Here is a 20,980-nt window from a genome sequence, read left to right as displayed (position 1 = left end):
GTACCGCGACTCCTAATTCTCATCCAGGATAAGTTGTATATGTCTAGAAACCTAGAAAAATAACAAAGTGAAAACATACCCTTATTGATCTCTTTCCGCTGAGGACTGTACCAACCCCCATTCACACCTTTCATTAATCACAACGCAGGCGAGTCTGGACGTGTTTACCTGGCATTTCCATTCTGCCCGTAAAAATAGAGTCGAATGGCCTACGTTTTTAAGAAAAGGTATAAATGTGGCACACGCTCTGGTATCATCTGACGCTGCAGCCTACAGATCGGGGCGGGGGATCACCCAGACCCTGGAATCTGCCCGCAGCCAAGTCGAGGAGCGTTTTCTCAAGGGCGGCTCGGTCCTGCTGTCGGTGATGGATGTCCTTAATCGCCTGCTGAATTCGCTCGAAAGTGTCGCCAAGGCACTCGACAACAATGAGGCGAGCGACACCAGCGCCGATCTTCGTGCCACGGTGGAAGGCCTGACTGCATTGCCGGTCAGCGAAGAAAAACGCCAGCAGGCGCTCATCTTGCTGGCGCAAACCGGCAGGGAACTGCGCAAGCACGTCGCCGACATGCAAGAGACGATGCGTTATCTCAGAACCTTTGCCGTGACCGTAAAGATCACCGGCGCTGGCCTTGCCGAATTCGCCGGCTTCGCGCAGGAGATCCTGGAGAGGATCTATTCCGGCACCGACGAGGTCAACCTTTTCGCCGCGCATCTCGACAGCCTTGAGAAAGAGGTCAAGCTTGCCGCCGCCTTCGGCGCCAGCGTTTCCAAGGGCTACGCCGATACCGTACCGGCCGTTGCCGGAGCCTTGCGTGACGATGCCGCCAAAATCACCGAACACCGCAAGAATCTCGGCGTCATTGCCCGCGAGGTTGGCGCGATCGCACGTGGGGTCCAGAGCAAGGTCGCCTCGACGCTGTCCGCCCTGCAGATCGGCGACATCACCCGCCAGCGCATCGAGCATGTGCAGGCGACCTTTTCGCTGCTTGAGGAGTTTTTCGCCGGCGGAGACGGCGCGAAGCTCGACGCTGGCGCACGCCAACGCCTTCAGAACGTCGTCCATCATCTGACAGCGACGCAAATGAGCGACATATGCGTTAATTTCCAGCGGGACTCCGAGAACGTCGTCAAGACGATCGCGAGCTTCGATCACGATATGCGCGAAATTCTAAAACTGCGGGACCAGATGAGCGGGGAGAACGGCGGCAACTTCATGCGCGCCCTGGAATCCAGCGTTTCGGCCGCCCACGAAATCGTCAAGCAGGTCGACACAGCAAGCCGGCAGGCCGACCAGGTGAGCCAATCGACGATCGGCACGGCCGCCAAGCTTTCCGAAGCGATCGCCAATATCCGCACCGTCAAGACCGATATTCATTACATGGCTTTGAATACCAATCTGCGCTGCAGCCGCCTCGGCGAGGAAGGTAGGTCAATCAACGTCGTCACCGCCGAGCTGCGCATCTTTGCCGGAAAGCTTGACGATTCCGCTGACGCCATCGTTAACGGACTGCCGGCGCTCGAAGCCGCAGCCGGACGTGTCGCCCCAGCGGCCGCCACAGAAGCCGGCGGCTTGGGAGAAAGCCTGACATCGGCCGTCGGCAATATCCGCTCCGCAGCCAACCTGATGGAAAACGAACTGAAAACACTTGCCGAGAACGGTCGCGAGGTCGCCACCAAAATCGGCCAGCTGATCGGCAAACTCGATTTCCAGCATGAACTTGGCGATGTCCTTGCTCGTTGCGCCGATGTGTTGGAAGGCGTCGCCGGCGCCGATCTCGCCGATATCTCTGATCTCGCGGAGACGATCGCGCCGCTCGACCGGAAGATCTTCAAGCTTTATACCATGGTCCAGGAGCGCAACATTCATCGCGACATCATTCCGGCGACCGAGGACACCACCCCTGCCCCCGCCGAAACCGTTAGAGCGGAAAACGACGAGGATCTTTTCGCCGACGCACTTTTTTGAAACCGCCCCCCGGCGACGCTCCGACTATCGCCGCCGGAACTTGTTGGCGGCCTCGATCGCCGCCTTCTGCTGGTCGTCCTCGATGCCTAGATAAAAATCCTCGAGCGCCGGATCGGCAAGCCCGGCGCGGCGCGACAGCACGTACCATTTCGCCGCCTCGACCGGATTGGGCGGCGTGCCGATGGCATTGACATAGAGGTGGGCGAGCTTGTTTTGCGCCGCAACATTGCCGCCATTGGCGGCAAGTTTCAGCCATTCGAAACCTTTGACATAATCCTTCGGGCCGCCGACGCCGTTGACGAGCCAGATGCCGAGATCGAGTTGAGCCGTGTCGAAGCCGGCACGCGCCGCGCGCGCCATCCACTCGCGGGCGAGTCGCTTCTTTTCTTCCGGCAGATCTTTCAGCGTCGCGTAAAGCTGCGCCACCGCATATTGCGAATCGGCAATGCCCTGCTCGGCCGATTTCTCATAGAATGGCAGCGCCAGCTTCAGCCCCTTCTCGCCCGGATTGTCGGCCACGAGGATTTGCGCCCAGTTGAATTCGGCCGAAGGGTTGCCCGCCTCGGCCGCCTTGCGCATGTAGTCGTCGGCCTTGACCTTGTCGCGCGGCACGCCTTCGCCTTCCATCAGCATCAACGCATATTTGAACATTGCCGCCGGATCGCCGCCTTCGGCCGCCTTGCCATACCAGAAGGCCGCGTTCTTCACGTCCTTCTTGACGCCGAGACCCTGTGAGAGGATTTCGCCGATCAGCGTCTGCGCCGCCGGATCGCCGAGTTGGGCGCGCGGCAGCGCCTTGTCCATCGCTGTCAGGTAATAACCGCGCTGGTAAGCGCCGTAAGCCTCATCGATCGGTCCCTTGTAGTCCTTCTCCGGCGGCAGGTCCGGCAGTTTCGCGCCCATCCGGTCGAAAACCCCGACGCCATCGGAGGGTCGCACGCCGGGACCGGCAGGTCGGTCGGTGCGAAAGGTCGAAGCCGGCGCCGGGACCGGCTGGCTGATGACGCTGTCGGCTGCCTGCGCCAGGGCGACATCCGGCCCGGCTGCAAGCAGAACGGCGATGCTGGCGAGCAGATATTTCAAGTGGCGGGCGGGCGGGATCGGCATGAGCGCGATTTCAATCCTCAAACCGTGGCGCTTTTTCGTCAAGCAGCGCGTTGATTTCGGCAATGACGGATGGCGCCCGAGCGGGCTCGCCGAAGACCGCCAGCCGCAGCGCCACGAACTCCGCTCCCGTTTCGGCAACGGCGAGCGCCGAGGCTGGATCGGTGCCGCCCATGACGATGCAGGGGATTTCGATCATCGAAGCCCACCATTCGCCGAGCGCAAGGTTCTTCGGATGGGCCTCCGGCTTGATGTCGCCATCGAGCTTGCCGAAGAAAATATAGTCCGGCCGGACTTCGCCGATCTCCAGCGCCGTGTGGCGGTCGGCCGCATTGCCGCCGCCGACGATCAGCTTTGGCGCATGTTTGTCGATCGCCTCCGAAAGCGCCTCGGCATTGGCGGAAAGATGCAGGCCATCGGCCTTCGCCCGTCCCGCCACGCGACTGTCGCCCGCAATCAGCGCCGCCGCGCCGGCTTCCTGAATGACAGGCACCAGCTTTTCGGCATGTTTTTGAAAGGCGCCGTCGTCGAGTCCGTATTGCGGCACGATCACCGAGGCGACATCGCCGCCTTTCAGTGCGTCGGCAACGATCTTTGCCTGTTCATCGGCATCGGCGATATCGGGGGCGATGAGCACAAGACGGCAGCGGTTTTCCGGTTCGGTCATGAGGTCTTTCCGTTTCCAGCGAATTCCCGTTTCGAAAGCACGGATCCGCACTCGTTTTGTGTGAGTAGTTCCGATAGAGGAGGCTTGCAAGAGGAGGACGCCGAAAGCATGCCGCAGGATTTGTCATTCTACTACGCCGCCGTGCCCGCCGTCCTCCTGATCGGCCTCGCGAAAGGCGGCATGGGCGACGCTTTGTCGCTGATCGGCCTGCCCTTTCTCGCCCTGGTCGTCTCGCCGGTCGAAGCGGCGGCGATCCTGCTGCCGGTTCTGATCTTCATGGATATGATTTCGCTCGTCATCTGGCGCAAACATGGCGATTGGACGACGCTGAAGATCATGCTGCCGGGCGCAATCTTCGGCATAGGCCTCGGCTGGGCGACGTCGGCGCTGGTTCCGGGCAACATGCTGCGCATCGTCATCGGGGCGGTTACCATCCTCTTCTGCCTGCGTTATTTCTGGAACAATTTCGGTCCCGGCACCGGCAAGGTGATCCCGCCGCGCGGCCAGCGGCCTATCGCCGCCAGCCTCTGGGGGACGTTTTCCGGTTATGGCAGCTTCGTCGCCCATGCCGGCGGCGCGCCCTTCCAGGTTTATGCCCTGCCGCTCAAGTTGCAGCCGCGCGAATATACCGGCACCAGTGTGCGCTTCTTCGCGATCCTCAATGCCGTCAAGCTGATCCCCTATTTCGCGCTCGGCCAGCTCGACACGCAGAACCTGGCGACCTCGGCAACGCTGTTGCCCTTCGCCCCGCTCGCCACGCTTGCCGGCGCTTGGTGCGTGCGCCGCATGAAGCCGGCGATCTTCTATCCCTTCATGTACGCGATGGCTCTGATCGCCGCCTTGCTGATCGTGCGCGAGGGCCTCGGCGGGTAAGGGCGGCGCTGTTCCACGCTGCAACGCACAATTTCCTTGCCGCCGCGGCCGGTTTGCCGTAGCGTTGCGCCATGTCGAACACGGACCCCTTCTCTGCGATTGCCGATCCGAACCGGCGGTTTCTGCTGGAGGAATTGCGACGCGCGCCGCGGACAGTCAACGAGCTCGCCGAGGGCCTGCCGATCAGCCGGCCGGCCGTGTCGCAACACTTGAAGGCGTTGCTCGACAGCAACCTCGTCTCGGTGACGTCGGAAGGCACGAAACGCATTTACGCGGTCAACAACCGCGGCTTCGACAAGCTCAATCTGTGGCTGGATCAGTTCTGGGCCTGATCACCCTCCGACAAGACCCCAAACCTAATCCTATGAACGCGATCGGCGGCGGGAGATGCAAAGGCGCCAGCCGCGATGCCGCGAGCATCGGGCTGGCGCAATTCTGGTGTAAAATCACCGGGTCTTGCAAATTTTAGGCGGAATGGATGGATTTACCTCTTCATACGCAAGATGATCGGCCGGCGACCCTTGGGAAGATCAGTGGACGGATGACTTGAGACGCTGAATCTCGTCCTTGATGCGCAGCTTGCGGCGCTTGCATTCGGCAATTTCCGTATCGGAGATAGAGGGAGCTGTTCTGAGCGCGTGCAGCTCCTCCTCGAGAGCAACATGCTTTTTCTGGAGTGATTCAAGATGAGCTTGAACTGTCATTTGACCCTTCCTTCCTCTTACCCTCCCCGGCCATCATCGTCGGGGATCAAGGTGTCAACGCGCCGGACTGTGACATATTTTTGAAGGCTTGTCGAAGGCGAAAAGATGAAGATGAGATGGCAAATTCATGATCAAGACTAACTAGCCGTTACCCGTATTTGGTGATAGGAGCTTGCGGAAATCATCGGCAGATCGGACAAGATCCGAAGACGATAACGGGGAATGCATATGGCCGATCAGGAACAGGCGGAAATCAGGCTCATGGTGGCGCGTCTGCGTCAGGAGCACGAGGATTTCGACGCCGCGATCAACGCCATGATCGAGACCGGATGCGACGCACTGCGAATCCAGCGCATGAAAAAGAAGAAGCTCGTTATCAAGGACAAGCTTTCCAAGCTGGAAGATCAGATTGTCCCTGATATCATCGCCTGATCGTATCGCCCGATCGCTTGAGAGGAATAGCGGCAACGATGACAGACAGACCACCCGTCGCCATTATCATGGGCAGCCAATCCGATTGGGAAACCATGAAGAACGCGGCCGATACGCTGGAAGCCCTGGAAATCCCTTATGATGCGCGCATCATCTCCGCGCACCGCACGCCCGACCGAATGGCGAATTTCGCCAAGGGCGCGCGCGCCGAGGGCTTCAAGGTCATCATCGCCGGCGCCGGCGGCGCCGCCCATCTGCCGGGCATGACCGCATCGATGACGCCGCTGCCGGTCTTCGGCGTACCGGTCCAGTCGAAAACCATGTCCGGGCAAGACAGTCTTCTGTCCATCGTGCAGATGCCGGCCGGTATTCCTGTGGGAACGCTCGCCATCGGCAAGGCGGGCGCCGTCAACGCCGCCCTTCTCGCCGCCGCCGTGCTTGCCCTTTCCGACGAAGAAATCGCCGAGCGGCTCGACGAATGGCGCGAACGTCAGAGTGCCAGCATCGCCGAATATCCGATGGACGACCAATGACTGTAAGCACGATCGGCATTGTCGGCGGCGGCCAGCTCGGCCGCATGCTGGCCATCGCCGCCGCCAGACTGAATTTCCGCACGATCATTCTCGAGCCGCAGGCGGACTGCCCAGCCGCTCAGCTCGCCAACCGGCAGATCGTTGCCGCCTACGATGATCCGGCGGCGCTGGCCGAACTTGCCGCTGCCTGCGATGTCGTCACCTACGAATTCGAGAACGTGCCGGTTGCCGCCGCAGAAACGCTTTCGGCAAGCATTGCCGTCTATCCGCCGCCAAGAGCGCTGGAAGCCGCCCAGGACCGCCTGGTCGAGAAGCGCTTCCTCAACGATTGCGGCATTACCACCGCCCGCTTTCACGCGATCGACAGCCAGGCCGATCTCGAGGCGGCGCTGAACGATTTCGGCGGTCGGGGCGTGTTGAAGACCCGCCGTCTCGGTTATGACGGCAAGGGACAGAAGGTTTTCCGTTCAGCGGCCGACAGCCCTGACGGCGCCTATGCTGCGCTCGGCGCCGTGCCGCTGATCCTCGAAAGCTTCGTCGCCTTTGAGCGCGAGGTTTCGATCATCGCCGCGCGCACCGCCGACGGCGCGGTCGTCTGCTTCGATCCTGCCGAAAATATACACCGCAACGGCATCCTCCATACCTCGACGGTTCCCGCCGCGATCTCCGCGACGACGGGCGAAGCCGCACGTCGCTCGGCCGAAAAAATCCTCGCGGCATTGAACTATGTCGGCGTCATCGGCATCGAATTCTTCGTGCTTGCCGACGGCAGCCTAATCGCCAACGAGATGGCTCCGCGCGTGCACAATTCCGGACACTGGACGGAGGCAGCCTGTACCGTCAGCCAGTTCGAGCAGCACATCCGTGCCGTCGCCGGCCTGCCGCTCGGCGATGCCGTGCGCCATTCCGACTGCGTCATGCAGAACCTGATCGGCGACGATATCCTTGCCGTTCCCGACTGGCTGCGACGACCCGATACGCTGGTCCATCTCTACGGCAAGACGGAGTGGCGCCCCGGCCGCAAGATGGGCCATGTCACCACGTTGGCGCCGAAATCCCCGCTTTCCCGGTGAGAAAACACCCTCTCGCCGGGGGAAAAACACCGTCACGTGGTTGACACGGAAAAGGTGACGGGGTATCTGCTCCCCCACCTAAAGAGCGCGCCCCGACGGCGCGCTTTTGATTGTTAAAGATACGGGCGAATGTGAATTCCCCCATAAGATCGCGGATCAGAAAAATGAAGATCAAGAATTCGCTCAAGTCGCTCAAGGCTCGCCACCGTGACAACCGTCTGGTTCGCCGCAAGGGCCGCATCTACATCATCAACAAGCTGAACCCGCGCTACAAGGCTCGTCAGGGCTGATTACGCGCATCCGGATCGCCGCGCCGCGCAGTTGCGCCGTCGGACATCCGGTAGGTCGCTGCGGTGATCACGTCAAATTTGTTTGATCTTCGGCGTTGGCGGGCTAATATGTCCGCCATGCGCTTTTTTGCTTTGATGCCAGCGGCCCTGCCGCTCTTCCTCGTCCTCTCCATCTCTCCGCTTCCGGCCATCGCGGCGGAAAAGGATGTCATCGTCGAGCAAAGCAATGCCGCCAATTCGCCGAAGCAGCGCCTCGATCAGCTCTTCAGCCAGCTGAAGCGTGAGCGCGATCCCGACAAGGCCAGCGGTATCGCCAACGAAATTCGCCTGGAATGGAATGATTCCGGCAGCGCGACCGTCAATCTGCTGATGCAATGGGCCGACAAGGCGATTGAGGAAAAACGCAATCCCGCCGCGCTCGATTTCCTCGATGAGGCAATAGCGCTTAAGCCCGATTACGCCGAAAGCTGGAATCGGCGCGCCACGCTGAATTTCGTCATGGGCAATTACCGCAAGTCGATGTCCGACATCGAACATGTGCTGGATCTCGAGCCGCGCCATTTCGGCGCGCTCTCCGGCATGGCCGCGATCCTCAGCAATTCCGGCAACGATCAGCTGACGTTGAAAGCCTGGGAGCGGTTCCTCGACATCTATCCCGCCGAGCGCACTGCGCAGGAACAGGTCAATACGCTGTCGGAAAAACTCGCCGGCAACCGCACGTGATGTCGGCTCGCCCGATCTTGAAGCCCGGCCGGACCGCACAATTTTAGCATTATCGAGGGAGCAACGCGGCGCTTCGCCCACCGCTCTCGAGAACCGCCGCAACCATCGCCCGTAAAGATCATGCTTGCAGAAGTTTCTACTCTTCTCGCTCCCCTCGCCGCCGCCATCGGTTACACCTCCTACAAGGCGCGGCGCTTCGAACAGACCTATCCAAATATCGGTGAGCTGACGGATGTCGGCGGGTACCGCATGAATGCCGTCCATATCAGGCGTCCGGAACATGCCGATCTGCCGGCGCTCGTCTTCATTCACGGCGCCAGCGGCAATCTGCTCGACCAGCTCGTCGCCTTCCGCGCTGCACTCGAAGGCCGGGCGGAAATGCTCTTCGTCGACCGTCCCGGCCACGGCTATTCCGAACGCGGCGGCCCTGAAAATGCGGTCCCTTCCGGCCAGGCGGATGCGATCGCCCGGCTGATGGAGGCACGCGGTATCGATAGGGCGATCATCGTCGGTCATTCTTTCGGCGGCGCGATCACTGCAACCTTCGGCCTGCGCCATCCCGAAAAGACAGCCGGCCTGCTCTTTCTGGCACCCGCCACCCATCCCTGGCCGGGCGGTATCGACTGGTATTATCACGTCGCGACGACGCCGGTCGTCGGCTGGCTGTTCAATCACGCCATCGTCGTGCCGTTGGGGCTCAGCCGGCTGGAACGCGGCACGCTGAATGTCTTCAGCCCCAATCCGCGCCCGCTCGATTACATCGAAAAGACCGGCCCATCGCTGGTGCTGCGGCCCCGTACCTTCCGCAACAACGCCGCCGATTTCAAAAGGCTGCTAGCCTATCTGAAGGAGCAGGCGCCGCTCTACTCGCAGATCACCGCGCCGACCGTCATCATAACAGGCGACAGCGACGAGATCGTCTGGGAACACCTGCATTCACGCGGCCTTGCCCGCGACATAGCCGGCTCCGAGCTCATCACCGTCCGCGGCGTCGGCCACAAGCCGGATTATCTCGCGACCGATGTCGCCATCGCTGCCATGGAAAAGATCGCCGGCAAGCCGCGCGACCTGCAGGCAATCGCCCGCCGGACCGAGGAGCGGCTCGCCGCGGCGTCACCCGATCGGACATCGCTGCCGTCGCTGGAGCCTGGCGCCCCCCGCGGGCATGACCCTTCAGCAGGAAACTCAATCGAACGCCTCGCATAAAGCCGATCGCCCGCATTGCCTCGAGCGGGCGCAGCCCCATATGTTTTTCCGTTGTTGTCCATAGGAGGGGAATTCATGGGCCGCCTGCATATCGGGACGATCTCGGTCATATCGGCATTGTCGCTATGCCTGACCTCGGCTTTCGCGGCCTCGCCCGCACCTGTTGAAGCTGAACACGGCATGGTCGTTACCGCTCAGCATCTGGCGACCGATGTCGGCGTCGAGGTGCTAAAGAGCGGCGGCAACGCCGTCGATGCGGCCGTCGCCGTTGGTTATGCGCTGGCGGTGGTCTATCCCTCCGCCGGCAATCTCGGCGGCGGCGGCTTCATGACCATCCGCCTGAAGGACGGCACCAAGACCTTCCTCGATTTCCGCGAACGTGCGCCGCTCGCCGCGACGAAGACCATGTATCTCGATGCCAAGGGCGAGATCGTGCCGCGGGCCAGCCTCGACGGTTATCTCGCCGTCGGCGTTCCCGGCTCGGTCATGGGTTTTGAAACCGCACGCGAGAAATACGGCACCCGCTCGCGCCAGGATCTGATCGCGCCGGCCCTTCGCTTCGCCAAAGAAGGCTTCACTCTGGAACAGGGCGACGCGGCCATCCTCGCCAGCAGCGCCAAACGCCTCGCCAAGGATGAGACGGCGTCGAAAATCTTTCTGAAACCGGATGGCAAGCCCTATGCATCGGGCGAAAAACTTGAGCAGCCGGATCTCGCCGCAATCCTGGCCGCCATCTCCGAAAAAGGCCCCGACGCCTTCTACAAGGCCGCACCCGCCGATGCGATCGTCACTGCGAGCCAGGCCAAGGGCGGCATCCTCGCCAAGCAGGATTTCGAGCAATATGCCGTGCGCGAATTGAAGCCGATCGAGTGCAATTACCGCGGCTATGACATCATCTCCTCGCCGCCGCCCTCCTCCGGCGGCGTCATCATCTGCGAAATCCTCAACGTCCTCGAAGGTTATCCGCTCTCCTACCTCGGCTACGCCTCGGCCGAAACTGTGCATGTCATGGTCGAGGCGATGCGCTACGCCTATGTCGACCGTAACGCGGCGCTCGGCGATCCCGATTTCGTCGAGAATCCCGTCGAAAAGCTGCTCGACAAGGGTTACGCCAAGGAGATCGCAGCAAAGATCGACCTCTACAAGGCGGGCACGTCGGCGAACCTGAAGCCGCTGGGCGGTAAGGAAAGCAACGAGACGACGCATTATTCGATCATTGACGACGAGGGTAATGCGGTCGCCGTCACCTACACGCTGAACGGCTCCTTCGGCGCCGCCGTCGTAGCACCCGGGACCGGAGTCCTGCTCAACAACGAGATGGACGATTTCACCTCCAAACCCGGCGTGCCGAACCTCTACGGTCTGGTGCAGGGCGAGGCGAACGCCATCGCCCCGAAAAAGACGCCGCTCTCCTCGATGAGTCCGACGATCATCACCCGCGACGGCAAGCCCTTCATGGTGATCGGCAGCCCCGGCGGCTCGCGCATCATCACCATCACGTTGGAGGCGTTCCTCAACGTCGTCGATTTCGGCATGGATATCAGCCAGGCGGTCAATGCACCGCGTTTCCATCACCAATGGCAGCCTGATAAGGTCTTTCTCGAGCCCTATGCACTTTCACCGGATACGGAAAGGGCCCTCGCCGCCATGGGCTATAGCTTTGACGGCGGTAATGACGCGCCGGTCTGGGGCCAGGCTGCCGGCATCCTCGTCGGCGGCAAAAGCCTTTCCGCGATCGCAAAGGGCGGCGGCGCCCGCTACAACGGCGCCATGGACGCCCGCGCGGCGGAAGGCTCCGCCGGCGGCTATTGACCGGCGCCAAGCGGTTCAGGCTGCGGCGGATATCCATTCATGTCACGGTGACAAAGTCGACGTTCACAAACGGCGTGCCGCATCCTATGCATGTACGAACTCTCCAAGCAGGACGATTCCCGAATGGCAAGCATTGAAATGATTGTCGCCGCCCGCGCCCGTTTGCGCGGCCATGCGCGCCGCACGCCGCTTCTCTCCTCTCCCTTCCTGAACGAAATCGCCGGCCGGCGCCTGTTCGTGAAGGCGGAATGCCTGCAGCATTCCGGCTCCTTCAAGTTTCGCGGCGGCTGGTCTGCCGTCTCCGGCCTCGACCCGGCTGTACGCGCCTGCGGCGTCATTGCCTTCTCCTCGGGCAATCATGCGCAGGGCGTGGCGCTGGCCGCCAAGCTGCACGGCGTGCCCGCCGTCATCATCATGCCGAGTGACGCACCGAAGCTGAAGATCGCCAACACCCGCGCCTTCGGCGCCGAAGTCGTGCTCTACGACCGCGCCAACGAGGATCGCGACGAGATCGGCGCCCGGCTTTCGGCCGAGCGCGGCCTGACGCTGATCAAGCCCTTCGACGAAGCGCTGGTGATCGCGGGCCAGGGCACAACCGGCCTCGAGATCTCCGAACAAGCCGAAGAAGAGGGCGTGACGTCAGCCGAGGTCCTCGTGCCCTGCGGCGGTGGCGGATTGACCTCCGGCATCGCCCTTGCCCTCGAAGCCAGCGCCCCCGGCCTCCGCGTCCGGCCCTGCGAGCCCAAGGATTTCGACGATACCACCCGCTCGCTCGCCTCCGGCAGGATCGAACGCAACGCGTCGATATCAGGCTCGATCTGCGATGCGATCCTGACGCCGCATCCCGGCAACATCACCTTCCCGATCCTCAAGCGCCTTGCCGGCGCGGGCATCGTCGTCACCGACGAGGAGGCGCTGCGCGCCATGGCGCTCGCGTTTACCCGGCTGAAAATCGTCGTCGAGCCCGGCGGCGCCGTGGCGCTCGCCGCCGCCCTCTTCCACGGCGAGGCGCTGGAAAGCGATGCAATCATCGCCGTCACCTCGGGCGGCAATGTCGATACCGATCTCTTCGCCATGGCGCTGGAGCGCTTCGGCTGAGATGTTAGAGCCTTTGCTGCAGCGCGCCCTCTACGGACTGCAGCACGAGCTCGCCGAGCCGCGCCGCAGCCGGCGGCAGCTCGGCTTCGGCCCTATGCAGAACTAGGCCAAGCTTCGGCAGGTCGGGCAGGCCGGCGGCCTTCGGCATAAGCGGCCGGAGCTTCGCCGGCAGGCCAATCGGTGTGCGGATGGTGAGACCGAGGCCGGCTGCCGTCGCCGCCCAGAGGCCGCCGAGACTGGCACTGACGAAGGCGAGCCGCCAGGAAATGCCGGCCGCATCAAGCGCCTTTGTCGCGGCACTGCGCAACAGGCACGGCGCCTCCAGTGAGGCGAGCGGCATCGGCTCGCCGCTGGACGCATGCCAGCCGATCGGCCCCTCGGCAGGCCCGATCCAGCACATCGGCACTTCGCCGATCCGCTCGCAATGTGCCGTCAGCGCGCCGTCGCTCCAGGCAAGCGCCAGATCGAGCTTGCCTGATGTCACGCGCTCGAGCAGTTCGGTATTGCGTGCCACCCGCGCCTCGATGCGGACCTTCGGATGGGCTCGGGCGAAACGGCCGAGCACCTCGGGCAGCAAGGTCTCTCCGAAATCCTCCTGCAGCCCGAGCCGCACCCAACCCTCAAGCTCGATGCTGTCCACGGCGGCGGCCGCTTCGTCGTTGAGCTCCAGCAGCCGCCTGGCATAGCCGAGCATCGTCTCACCGGCATCGGTCAGCGCCAGCCCGCGCCCCGCCTTGCGGAAGATCGGCGTGCCCGCCTGTTCCTCCAGCTTCTTCAGCTGCGCGCTGACCGCCGAGGTCGATCGCCCGAGCCTTTCGGCCGCCTTGGCGAAATTGCCTAGCTCCATGCCGGTCGAAAAGGTTCGAAGCACATCGAGATCAAAGATGGTCCGCCGCATCACACAGTCCATATTTTCAGGATGATTTGTCAAAAATATTCTGATTTTCAGCATCATCGTGCCGTGCGATGGTGCTGTTGTCAAGGCCGGCGGACGGCCGCAACCATGGAGATCCCGATGCCCTTCGTTCGCATTTCCCTTCGCAAAGGCAAGTCGGCGGATTATCTCGCAGCACTCGCCGGCGCCATCCAACGCGCCCTTGTCGAAACCTTCGACGTGCCTGAGAACGATCGCTTCCAGGCCATCCACCAGCACGACGAGAACGAGCTGATCTTCGACAGCCGCTATCTCGCCGGCCCTCGCTCCGGCGATTACGTCTATATCTCGATCACCATCGGCCGACCCCGAACGGCCGAAATGAAGGCGGCGCTCTATCGCCGGCTTGTCGATCTCGTGTCGGAATCGCCGGGTCTTCGGCCCGAGGATGTGATGATCGTCATCAGCACCAGCGCCCCGGAAGACTGGTCCTTCGGCAACGGTATCGCGCAGATGACGGATCCCGACTGGCGGCTGCGGGCAGCGGGGGAACGGTGATGATTGCCATGCAATACAGCTTCACCCTGCCCGCCGATTACGACATGTCGATCGTCGACCGACGCATCCGCGACAAGGGACCGCTGCTCGACGGTTTCCCCAATCTCGGCTTCAAGGCCTATCTCAGCGCCCGCCAAGGCGAATGCGCCAGCCGCGACAATCTCTATGCGCCCTTCTATCTCTGGCAGAAACCGGAAGGGGCAAGCGACTTTCTCTGCGGCCCCGGATTCGAAGCCCTGACCGGTGCCTTCGGCTGGCCCACGGTCAGAACCTGGATTGTCTGGCAGGCCGAGCTTTCGGCTGAGATCGCTGCTGCCAGGTTTGCGACCCGCGATATCCTGCTGACAGAGCCTTATGCGCCGCTCGCTGATATCCGGCGGGCCGAAAGCGCGCAGGCTGAAGCCGAGGTTGCGACAGGCGGCGCACTCGCCTCCGTCTCCGGTTTCGAACCGACGACTTGGACGCGGGTGCGCTTCAGGCTATGGCGCGAGATGCCCGAGATCGACGCCCAGACGCAGGCCTATCGCGTCGGTCACCTGTCCCTGCCCTGACGCTGGCGTCAAACGGTTGCCCGACGATAGAAGGCGAGCGACCCGGCAAGCGCCAAGAGCGCACCGCCGCAGGCTCGCTCCAGCCAGAGGGCGCCCGACGCCTTCAGAAAACGCACCGCCTGCGAACCGAAAAAGGCGTAGCCGAACATGATGATGAAATCGAGCGTGGCAAACACCAGCGCCAGCAGCGCATATTGCCCTGCCTGCGTCAGCGTCGGGTCGATGAACTGCGGCAGAAAGGCCGAGAAAAACAGGTAGCCCTTCGGATTGGTCGCCGCGACCATGAAACTCTTCAGGCCGATCGAGAAGGTCGACGCCGCGCCGGCCGGCGCGCCTGCTTTCAACGCCGCATCGATCCCGCCTTTCGAGCGCAGCAGCATGATGCCGAGAAAGACAAGATAGGCAGCACCTGCCCATTTCAGCATCGAGAACCAGAATTCCGATGCCGCGAGCAGTGCGCCGAGCCCGACCGCCACGGCGCCGATCAGCACGAAATCGGAAAGCACGGCGCCGACCATGCCGGCGATTGCCGGCCGCAGACCATGCCTCGAACCATTCGTCAGCGCCAGCAGCACTGTCGGGCCCGGGGTCGCGATGCCGACGAAGGAAACGGCTGCAAAGGCCAGAAGCGTGACGGTGTCCATAATGTTCCCTCCCAGGTCAGAGGAACGAAACTTGCACGCGCCGCAAGCCCTGGCAATGCCGGACCGTCAACAAAAAACCCGCAGCCTCTGTGAGGCTGCGGCGCTTGAAAGGATGCGATCGGATCAGATACCGCTCTGGCCGTCGGAACCGATATAGGCGATGCGGATCATGTTGGTGGCGCCGGGCGTGCCGAGCGGCACGCCGGCCGAGATGATGATGCGGTCGCCCGGCTTGCCGAAGCTTTCATCCGCGACGATGCGGCAGGCGCGGTTGACCATGTCGTCGAGATCGGTGGCATCATGGGTGACGACGCAATGCAGACCCCAGACGATGGCAAGCCGGCGCGCCGTCTTGATGATCGGCGACAGTGCCAGGATCGGCACCTGCGGTCGCTCGCGCGAGGCGCGAAGACCCGTCGTGCCCGACGAGGTATAACAGACGATCGCCGACAGTTTCAGCGTTTCGGCGATTTGGCGCGCAGCGAGCGAGATCGCATCGGCGCCAGTCGCTTCCGGCTGGGCGCGCTGGGCATAAATGATGCCGGGATAATGCGGCTCGCGCTCGATGGCGGTGGCAATCGACGCCATGGTTGAGACGGCTTCGACGGGATAGTCGCCCGAGGCCGATTCGGCCGAGAGCATGACGGCATCGGCACCTTCGAAGACGGCGGTCGCGACGTCGGAGACTTCGGCGCGCGTCGGCACCGGCGCCGAGATCATCGATTCCAGCATCTGCGTGGCGACGACCACCGGCTTGCCCGAGCGGCGGCAGGCGCGAATCAGCTGCTTCTGGATGCCGGGGACGGATTCGAGCGGCATTTCAACGCCGAGATCGCCGCGGGCAACCATCAAGGCATCGGAAAGCTCGATGATTTCCTCTATGCGCTCGAGAGCCTGCGGCTTTTCGATCTTCGACATCAGTCCGACGCGGCCGCGGGCGATCTTGCGCACTTCGGCGAGGTCGTCGGGACGCTGGACGAAGGACAGCGCCACCCAGTCGACATCGTCGGTGGCGAGCACCGCGTCGAGGTCGGCGCGGTCCTTATCCGTCAGAGCGCCGACGCCGAGCAGCGTGTCGGGAAGGCTGACACCCTTGCGGTCGGAGATGCGCGTGCCCGAAATAACCGTCGTGACGATGCTCTTGCCGTCGCACTTTTCCGCACGGAGCGCGAGCTTGCCGTCGTCGATCAGCAGGCGGTGGCCGGGCTGCACCGATTCTAGGATTTCGGGATGCGGCAGATAGACGCGGGTCTGATCGCCAAGCGCCTCGTTGTTGTCGAGCGTGAAGGTCTGGCCGGGTTTCAGGTCGACTTTGCTATCAACGAATTTGCCGACGCGCAGTTTCGGTCCCTGCAGGTCGGCCAGAATGCCGATTGGCCGGCCGGAGCGCGCTTCGACCGAGCGGATACGCTCGATGAGCGTACGCATCAGGTCATGGCTCGCATGGCTCATATTGATGCGGAAGACATCGGCACCCGCCTGGTGCAGCTTCTCGATCATCGATTCCTCGGAGGAGGCGGGCCCGAGGGTGGCGAGGATTTTAATTTTGCGATTACGCTTCATCAATTCTGGCTTTCTTGCGTCCCTGGGGTGTCGGAGAGTTGGACCATCCAGCTGCCCTGGCGGCCCGTGTCGTATTCCTTGAAACCCATCTTCTGGTAACCGCGGGCATAACAATCCTGTACACCCGAGATCTTGAACTCGTTTTCCGCCACGCACATCTGCACGTCACCCGTCCATCGTCCTCCCCGGGCGGCGTCCTCTGCGTAGAGGTAATAATAACGCGACTGCAGTTCTCCCTCGATCAGGGTGGCGCAGGTGGTCGCCGGCACTTGCCACCAGCCTTCCGTCACCCAGCCATCCTTGGCCCGGTACCCGATCGCTACGCCGACGAGATTCTGTGTTCCGTTGCAGACGCGAAAATCGGCGCGTGCGGCATCTGCGATGAAGAACGGCATAAAAGCTGCAAGAGCGAACAGAGCGAGTCGGACCAGCGGTCCGGACCGCGTGAGGAAACTTGGCGCGGCTTGAATCAACACGGCTCCCAAATAGCTCCACGGTTATTCGTATCCGTGTCTTCTTGCGCCGCCGTCATGCGAAAGTCAACGCGATGCTAATCGATTATATTTCCTTTCACAAACTGCGCATGAAGGCTTCATCTTCGCTTCCCGCCGCCTGTCGCGCTTGAACCGGCGGCAGCACCATGCGATCACAGCGCGCGACTGCGCAAAGACGAACGGCAATTCCTTCATGGACGACTTCCAATCCTTCGAGATCCTATCCGGCAAACATGACAAAGGCATGGTTATCCTCGCCGATCACGCGATGAACCGCCTCCCCGCGCGATACGGCCGGCTCGGCCTGCCCGATGCGGCCTTTGCCCGCCACATTGCCTATGACATCGGCATCGAGGGCCTGACGCGGCAGCTCTCGGCGAGACTCGCCGTGCCCGCGGTGCTCGGCGGCTTCTCGCGCCTGCTGATCGACCCGAACCGCGGCGAGGATGATCCGACGCTGATCATGAAGATTTCCGACGGCGCAATCATCTCGGGCAACCATCCGATCACACCGCAGGAGTGGGAGTATCGTATCGAGACCTTCCATCGCCCCTATCACAATGCCGTGGCGGAGACGATCGATAAGGTGGCGAATGCCACCGGCCGGGCGCCGCTGGTCCTGTCGCTGCATTCCTTCACGCCGGCGTGGAAAGGAATTCCTCGCCCGTGGCATGCCGCAGTCCTCTGGGACAGCGACCGGCGCGCGGTCGGCCCACTGCTCGACATGCTGCGCGCCGATCCCTATCTCTTCGTTGGCGACAACGAGCCCTATGACGGCGCCCTGAAGGGCGATACCATGTACCGGCACTGCATGATGACCGGCATCCCGCACGCGCTGCTCGAAGTGCGCCAGGATCTGATTGCAGACGAGACCGGGATTGCTGCATGGGCCGAACGCCTGGCACCGATCTTTGCGGCGATGAACGCCGATCCTGTCTTGCACGACTACGACGTCCATCTGTCGCGCACCGGTCCCTATTGAAGGAAGGAAAGCTAGATGACCGCGCTCAGTAAAGAACAGCAGACCGAATTCGAAGCCGCCGCCTTCCGCCGCCTTGTCGAGCATCTTCGTGAGCGCAGCGACGTGCAGAATATCGACTTGATGAACCTGGCCGGTTTCTGCCGCAACTGCCTGTCGAACTGGTACCGCGAAGCCGCCGAGGCCGAGGGTGTCGCGGTAACCAAGGACGAATCGCGGGAAATGGTCTACGGCATGCCTTACGAGGACTGGAAAAATCTCCACCAGAACGAGGCCTCGCCTGTGCAAAAGGCCGCTTTTGAACTGAACAACCCGCACAAATAACCCATCACCGAGCGAATAGGCTTGACCCTCGCGCCGCTTCGCGGCAGTCACGGGCATCCAAATGATCATCCCAATCAGGAGAACACGATGTCTGATGCTCATGGCGTCGCCCGCGACCAGCTTCGCGCTTTCATCGAGCGCATTGAACGGCTGGAAGAAGAAAAAAAGACCATCGCCGACGACATCAAGGACGTCTACGGCGAAGCCAAGGGGATGGGCTTCGACACCAAGATCCTGAAGAAGGTCGTGGCGCTGCGTAAAAAGGACGAGCAGGAGCGCATGGAAGAGGAAGCGATCCTCGATACCTATCTGCACGCGCTCGGCATGATCGAGTCCCCGCCGGAAGGCTGATCCGACTGGCATCACCGATGTCGACAAGCCGCTGGAGCAATCCGGCGGCTTTTCTTTTGCAGAGAACGCGGCCGGCTGAATATCGACGGTGTCCGATCGAAACGACCAAAAGAAAAACCGCCGGATCGCTCCAGCGGTTTTTCGATATTTCGATGATCGGCGCGCTTAGTTCGTATTGAACTTGCGCACCTCCATGAAGTTGACGGCGGTGCCGCTGAAGCGGGCCGGATCGACCGAGGCGGTCTTGACGTTGAAGCCCTCGGCATAGACAGCGGTTGGCTGGGCGCGCATCGTCTGGCTGACGAAGCGCGGCGCCTTGACCTGCTTGGACGCCATTTCGAGACGGGCATTGGTTAGCGCCCACTGCGAAATCATCTTCTGCGTCAGCTTCGGCTCGGTCCGCACCGTCGCGCGGCTGGCGTCGGCTGCGGCGGCCTGCTTCTGCGTCGGGCGGCCACCCTTGGTGGGAAGAGCCGGCACCACGGCGTTTTCGGCGGCAGGTTCGTCGAAGGCGTCGCCGAAGCTTGCCGACTTCGTTGCTGGCGCCAAGGCTGCGAGCTGAAGCGACGGTTTCTGGGCAGGCGCCTGTTGCGGCATCGCCGCGTTGATCGCCTGCTCCACCGTCATTGCGGGCGCATGCGCGGCGACCTGGTTTTCGTCACCCTTGTTCTGCTGGTCGAGCGCATCGGCAAGGGCAGGAGACAGTCCGCCGTCCTGGTCGGCCTCGTCGGCCTCTGCTTCCGGATCGGCATTGGCGGCAGCGAGAAGCTTCTCGGCAAGGGCGGGACGTTCGACCGGCGTCGGGATCGGCATTCCGCTCAGCATGGCGGGATCGGCCGACGCGACTTCGGCATCGCCGGGCGCGCGGCGCTGGCCAAGAAGCGAGGGAACCGGGATGCTGTAGGCGCTGAGATCGGCGAATTGCTGCGGCTGGGCCTGGTCGGCCGGGAGCGCGGCGGCCAGGGCCTGCTGCGCGGCATTGCCTGAAGGCGGCGCGACCAGGGCGCTTGCCACTTCGCTGCCGGCCGGCTGGTTGCTGAATGCCGGGCGAACCTGCGGCACTGGCGCGTTCACATCGGCGACCTCGGTCTGCTGCGGCTCGGCGGCAGGGGCAGGCTCGGCCTTCGGCGGCGTCGCCTTGGCGACGGCGACCGGGGCCGAATCGTCGGAATCGTCTTCCTGTTCGTCGGCGCCGCCGCCGAAGAGCGCCTCAAACAGCGTCTTGTGCTTCGGTGCCGATTCGGAGGCGCTGGCGATCTCGATCTGCGTGCCGTTGGCGCGGCGCTTGTAGTCGGCCATCGCCTGCTGGTAGCCCGGCAGCGGCTTGCCGTCGGCCGGAATATGGATGGTATTGCCGTTCGGGAAAAGCCGGACAAGCTCGTCGCGGCTCATGCGCGGCCAGGCGCGAACACCGCCGACATCCATGTGCACGAAGGGCGAACCCGATTTCGGATAGAAGCCGACGCCGCCGACCTGCATCTTCATGCCGATGGCGCGAAGCGTCGCCAGCTTGACGTCGGGAATGAAGAAGTCCATCGCCTTGCCGAGCATGTGCTGGCTCTTTTCGGCAACACCGGACTTGCGCGAGCGGCCGCGCAGCATCTCGTTGGTCGCCGGCGAGCGGAAGCCGCAGACAACATTGATATAGTCCCTCGAACCGCTCTGACGATAGACTTCCCAGATCAGGTCGAACAGGCGCGGATCCATCTTCGTCGGCTGGTTCTTGCGCCAGTCTCGCAGGAAGCGGTTCAGCTGCTCCAGACCCTTGGGGTCGAACTTGCCGTTACGCTTGTAGGTGATGACGGCTTTTTCGCCGGTATGGATGAAATAGAGCTTGAGGCTGCGGGTGTCGCCCGCGGCCTGAGAAGGCGTACTGACGAATACCGGCGAGGAAACCGCAAGCGCAAGAAGGGCGGCCGCCGCCGTCCTCACTGCCTTTCCGCAGATGTCGGCGCACAAAGAACGCCAGCTCAAGCGCGAAGGCTTGGAATTCCCATTCAGATTCGGCAACTCGATCCCCGTCAGACAGACAATGTCCCGTACTGTCCCAGATGACTGTCAAATGCGGTCACACGATGGCAAAAATGCCACACATGATCAACCTTTTCTTTACATAGTGAACGAGCCACTAACAAGTGGTTTATGAACAGTAACAAAT

The 20,980-nt window shown here is 62.4% G+C and carries 24 protein-coding genes; 16 read left to right on the top strand and 8 right to left on the bottom strand.

Annotated features, from left to right (window positions below; genetic code table 11):
• Positions 1-235: 235 nt before the first annotated feature.
• Positions 236-1,969, top strand: a complete 1,734-nt coding sequence (locus PYR71_RS18275; RefSeq protein ID WP_275620336.1) for a chemotaxis protein — start codon at positions 236-238, stop codon at positions 1,967-1,969.
• Between the two features lie 24 nt (positions 1,970-1,993).
• Here the strand turns inward: PYR71_RS18275 and PYR71_RS18270 are convergent, their stop codons facing one another.
• The gene (locus PYR71_RS18270) at positions 1,994-3,076 is read right to left on the bottom strand and encodes a tetratricopeptide repeat protein (RefSeq protein WP_275620335.1); all 1,083 of its coding nucleotides are present in this window, start codon (positions 3,074-3,076) and stop codon (positions 1,994-1,996) included.
• 10 nt (positions 3,077-3,086) lie between these two features.
• On the bottom strand, positions 3,087-3,740 hold the full coding sequence (locus tag PYR71_RS18265; protein WP_275620334.1) for a thiamine phosphate synthase: 654 nt from the start codon (positions 3,738-3,740) through the stop codon (positions 3,087-3,089).
• A 108-nt stretch (positions 3,741-3,848) separates the two neighbouring features.
• On the opposite strand from PYR71_RS18265, the gene PYR71_RS18260 reads away from it, so the two are divergent.
• Both PYR71_RS18260 and PYR71_RS18255 read left to right on the top strand, forming a co-directional pair.
• A complete protein-coding gene (locus PYR71_RS18260) occupies positions 3,849-4,613 on the top strand; it encodes a sulfite exporter TauE/SafE family protein (protein ID WP_183918019.1) in 765 nt (254 codons plus the stop codon).
• Positions 4,614-4,684: 71 nt separating this feature from the next.
• Positions 4,685-4,945: an ArsR/SmtB family transcription factor gene (locus tag PYR71_RS18255; RefSeq protein WP_003552646.1), complete on the top strand. Its 261-nt coding sequence runs from the start codon at positions 4,685-4,687 to the stop codon at positions 4,943-4,945.
• A gap of 198 nt (positions 4,946-5,143) precedes the next feature.
• Here the strand turns inward: PYR71_RS18255 and PYR71_RS18250 are convergent, their stop codons facing one another.
• Positions 5,144-5,317, bottom strand: a complete 174-nt coding sequence (locus PYR71_RS18250; protein ID WP_009996782.1) for a YdcH family protein — start codon at positions 5,315-5,317, stop codon at positions 5,144-5,146.
• A 228-nt stretch (positions 5,318-5,545) separates the two neighbouring features.
• Here PYR71_RS18250 and PYR71_RS18245 point away from each other — a divergent pair, with 228 nt between their 5' ends.
• The 8 genes from PYR71_RS18245 to PYR71_RS18210 all read left to right on the top strand — a co-directional run bounded on the left by PYR71_RS18245 (position 5,546) and on the right by PYR71_RS18210 (position 12,484).
• Positions 5,546-5,749 (top strand): YdcH family protein, encoded by a 204-nt coding sequence (locus tag PYR71_RS18245; protein ID WP_010028538.1) that lies wholly within the window; start codon positions 5,546-5,548, stop codon positions 5,747-5,749.
• A 38-nt stretch (positions 5,750-5,787) separates the two neighbouring features.
• Complete coding sequence (purE, locus tag PYR71_RS18240; protein WP_004679370.1) at positions 5,788-6,282, top strand: 5-(carboxyamino)imidazole ribonucleotide mutase; 495 nt, start codon at positions 5,788-5,790, stop codon at positions 6,280-6,282.
• Positions 6,279-7,355: a 5-(carboxyamino)imidazole ribonucleotide synthase gene (locus tag PYR71_RS18235; RefSeq protein WP_275620333.1), complete on the top strand. Its 1,077-nt coding sequence runs from the start codon at positions 6,279-6,281 to the stop codon at positions 7,353-7,355. Before purE ends, PYR71_RS18235 begins: the two co-directional genes overlap by 4 nt.
• Before the next feature lie 164 nt (positions 7,356-7,519).
• Positions 7,520-7,645 carry a type B 50S ribosomal protein L36 gene (gene ykgO, locus PYR71_RS18230; protein ID WP_003582204.1) on the top strand — a complete coding sequence of 42 codons (126 nt, stop codon included), beginning with the start codon at positions 7,520-7,522 and terminating at the stop codon, positions 7,643-7,645.
• 108 nt (positions 7,646-7,753) lie between these two features.
• Positions 7,754-8,368 carry a tetratricopeptide repeat protein gene (locus PYR71_RS18225; RefSeq protein WP_183918015.1) on the top strand — a complete coding sequence of 205 codons (615 nt, stop codon included), beginning with the start codon at positions 7,754-7,756 and terminating at the stop codon, positions 8,366-8,368.
• 120 nt (positions 8,369-8,488) lie between these two features.
• On the top strand, positions 8,489-9,574 hold the full coding sequence (locus PYR71_RS18220; RefSeq protein WP_275620332.1) for an alpha/beta fold hydrolase: 1,086 nt from the start codon (positions 8,489-8,491) through the stop codon (positions 9,572-9,574).
• 75 nt (positions 9,575-9,649) lie between these two features.
• Positions 9,650-11,386 (top strand): gamma-glutamyltransferase, encoded by a 1,737-nt coding sequence (gene ggt, locus PYR71_RS18215; RefSeq protein ID WP_275620331.1) that lies wholly within the window; start codon positions 9,650-9,652, stop codon positions 11,384-11,386.
• Positions 11,387-11,509: 123 nt separating this feature from the next.
• Positions 11,510-12,484 (top strand): threonine ammonia-lyase, encoded by a 975-nt coding sequence (locus PYR71_RS18210; RefSeq protein ID WP_275620330.1) that lies wholly within the window; start codon positions 11,510-11,512, stop codon positions 12,482-12,484.
• 4 nt (positions 12,485-12,488) lie between these two features.
• On the opposite strand, the gene PYR71_RS18205 is transcribed toward PYR71_RS18210, so the two are convergent.
• A complete protein-coding gene (locus PYR71_RS18205; protein WP_275620329.1) occupies positions 12,489-13,382 on the bottom strand; it encodes a LysR substrate-binding domain-containing protein in 894 nt (297 codons plus the stop codon).
• Between the two features lie 117 nt (positions 13,383-13,499).
• Between PYR71_RS18205 and PYR71_RS18200 the strand changes: the two genes are divergently transcribed.
• Together PYR71_RS18200 and PYR71_RS18195 are read left to right on the top strand one after the other, a co-directional pair.
• Positions 13,500-13,916, top strand: a complete 417-nt coding sequence (locus PYR71_RS18200) for a tautomerase family protein (protein WP_275620328.1) — start codon at positions 13,500-13,502, stop codon at positions 13,914-13,916.
• A complete protein-coding gene (locus tag PYR71_RS18195) occupies positions 13,916-14,467 on the top strand; it encodes a DUF4865 family protein (RefSeq protein ID WP_275620327.1) in 552 nt (183 codons plus the stop codon). The genes PYR71_RS18200 and PYR71_RS18195 overlap by 1 nt, the downstream gene beginning before the upstream one ends.
• Positions 14,468-14,475: 8 nt before the next feature.
• On the opposite strand, the gene PYR71_RS18190 is transcribed toward PYR71_RS18195, so the two are convergent.
• The 3 genes from PYR71_RS18190 to PYR71_RS18180 all read right to left on the bottom strand — a co-directional run bounded on the left by PYR71_RS18190 (position 14,476) and on the right by PYR71_RS18180 (position 17,159).
• Positions 14,476-15,111, bottom strand: a complete 636-nt coding sequence (locus PYR71_RS18190) for a LysE family translocator (protein WP_275620326.1) — start codon at positions 15,109-15,111, stop codon at positions 14,476-14,478.
• A gap of 123 nt (positions 15,112-15,234) precedes the next feature.
• Positions 15,235-16,674: a pyruvate kinase gene (pyk, locus tag PYR71_RS18185; RefSeq protein WP_097580356.1), complete on the bottom strand. Its 1,440-nt coding sequence runs from the start codon at positions 16,672-16,674 to the stop codon at positions 15,235-15,237.
• The gene (locus PYR71_RS18180) at positions 16,674-17,159 is read right to left on the bottom strand and encodes a DUF1036 domain-containing protein (protein ID WP_012485172.1); all 486 of its coding nucleotides are present in this window, start codon (positions 17,157-17,159) and stop codon (positions 16,674-16,676) included. The genes pyk and PYR71_RS18180 overlap by 1 nt, the downstream gene beginning before the upstream one ends.
• A 202-nt stretch (positions 17,160-17,361) precedes the next feature.
• Between PYR71_RS18180 and PYR71_RS18175 the strand changes: the two genes are divergently transcribed.
• From PYR71_RS18175 to PYR71_RS18165, 3 genes are all read left to right on the top strand, one after another.
• On the top strand, positions 17,362-18,150 hold the full coding sequence (locus PYR71_RS18175; protein WP_275620325.1) for an N-formylglutamate amidohydrolase: 789 nt from the start codon (positions 17,362-17,364) through the stop codon (positions 18,148-18,150).
• 15 nt (positions 18,151-18,165) lie between these two features.
• On the top strand, positions 18,166-18,471 hold the full coding sequence (locus PYR71_RS18170) for a DUF1244 domain-containing protein (protein WP_275620324.1): 306 nt from the start codon (positions 18,166-18,168) through the stop codon (positions 18,469-18,471).
• Positions 18,472-18,558: 87 nt separating this feature from the next.
• Positions 18,559-18,822 (top strand): DUF2312 domain-containing protein, encoded by a 264-nt coding sequence (locus PYR71_RS18165; protein ID WP_003585771.1) that lies wholly within the window; start codon positions 18,559-18,561, stop codon positions 18,820-18,822.
• A gap of 165 nt (positions 18,823-18,987) precedes the next feature.
• Here the strand turns inward: PYR71_RS18165 and PYR71_RS18160 are convergent, their stop codons facing one another.
• Positions 18,988-20,832, bottom strand: coding sequence for a peptidoglycan L,D-endopeptidase MepK (locus PYR71_RS18160; protein WP_275620323.1), 1,845 nt, complete (start codon positions 20,830-20,832; stop codon positions 18,988-18,990).
• Positions 20,833-20,980 lie beyond the last annotated feature (148 nt).

This window comes from Rhizobium mulingense, from assembly GCF_029194105.1.
GTDB classification, from domain to species: domain Bacteria; phylum Pseudomonadota; class Alphaproteobacteria; order Rhizobiales; family Rhizobiaceae; genus Rhizobium; species Rhizobium mulingense.
The sequence above is the reverse complement of the archived record's forward strand: the minus strand, read 5'-3'. Positions and strand labels throughout refer to the sequence as shown.

Bases quoted from the DNA above. Each gene is read 5' to 3' on its own strand.
- PYR71_RS18270 (WP_275620335.1), bottom strand. From the start codon at position 3,076: ATGCCGATCCCGCCCGCCCGCCACTTGAAATATCTGCTCGCCAGCATC.
- PYR71_RS18265 (WP_275620334.1), bottom strand. From the start codon at position 3,740: ATGACCGAACCGGAAAACCGCTGCCGTCTTGTGCTCATCGCCCCCGAT.
- PYR71_RS18260 (WP_183918019.1), top strand. From the start codon at position 3,849: ATGCCGCAGGATTTGTCATTCTACTACGCCGCCGTGCCCGCCGTCCTC.
- PYR71_RS18255 (WP_003552646.1), top strand. From the start codon at position 4,685: ATGTCGAACACGGACCCCTTCTCTGCGATTGCCGATCCGAACCGGCGG.
- PYR71_RS18250 (WP_009996782.1), bottom strand. From the start codon at position 5,317: ATGACAGTTCAAGCTCATCTTGAATCACTCCAGAAAAAGCATGTTGCT.
- PYR71_RS18245 (WP_010028538.1), top strand. From the start codon at position 5,546: ATGGCCGATCAGGAACAGGCGGAAATCAGGCTCATGGTGGCGCGTCTG.
- purE (WP_004679370.1), top strand. From the start codon at position 5,788: ATGACAGACAGACCACCCGTCGCCATTATCATGGGCAGCCAATCCGAT.
- PYR71_RS18235 (WP_275620333.1), top strand. From the start codon at position 6,279: ATGACTGTAAGCACGATCGGCATTGTCGGCGGCGGCCAGCTCGGCCGC.
- ykgO (WP_003582204.1), top strand. From the start codon at position 7,520: ATGAAGATCAAGAATTCGCTCAAGTCGCTCAAGGCTCGCCACCGTGAC.
- PYR71_RS18225 (WP_183918015.1), top strand. From the start codon at position 7,754: ATGTCCGCCATGCGCTTTTTTGCTTTGATGCCAGCGGCCCTGCCGCTC.
- PYR71_RS18220 (WP_275620332.1), top strand. From the start codon at position 8,489: ATGCTTGCAGAAGTTTCTACTCTTCTCGCTCCCCTCGCCGCCGCCATC.
- ggt (WP_275620331.1), top strand. From the start codon at position 9,650: ATGGGCCGCCTGCATATCGGGACGATCTCGGTCATATCGGCATTGTCG.
- PYR71_RS18210 (WP_275620330.1), top strand. From the start codon at position 11,510: ATGGCAAGCATTGAAATGATTGTCGCCGCCCGCGCCCGTTTGCGCGGC.
- PYR71_RS18205 (WP_275620329.1), bottom strand. From the start codon at position 13,382: ATGCGGCGGACCATCTTTGATCTCGATGTGCTTCGAACCTTTTCGACC.
- PYR71_RS18200 (WP_275620328.1), top strand. From the start codon at position 13,500: ATGCCCTTCGTTCGCATTTCCCTTCGCAAAGGCAAGTCGGCGGATTAT.
- PYR71_RS18195 (WP_275620327.1), top strand. From the start codon at position 13,916: ATGATTGCCATGCAATACAGCTTCACCCTGCCCGCCGATTACGACATG.
- PYR71_RS18190 (WP_275620326.1), bottom strand. From the start codon at position 15,111: ATGGACACCGTCACGCTTCTGGCCTTTGCAGCCGTTTCCTTCGTCGGC.
- pyk (WP_097580356.1), bottom strand. From the start codon at position 16,674: ATGAAGCGTAATCGCAAAATTAAAATCCTCGCCACCCTCGGGCCCGCC.
- PYR71_RS18175 (WP_275620325.1), top strand. From the start codon at position 17,362: ATGGACGACTTCCAATCCTTCGAGATCCTATCCGGCAAACATGACAAA.
- PYR71_RS18170 (WP_275620324.1), top strand. From the start codon at position 18,166: ATGACCGCGCTCAGTAAAGAACAGCAGACCGAATTCGAAGCCGCCGCC.
- PYR71_RS18165 (WP_003585771.1), top strand. From the start codon at position 18,559: ATGTCTGATGCTCATGGCGTCGCCCGCGACCAGCTTCGCGCTTTCATC.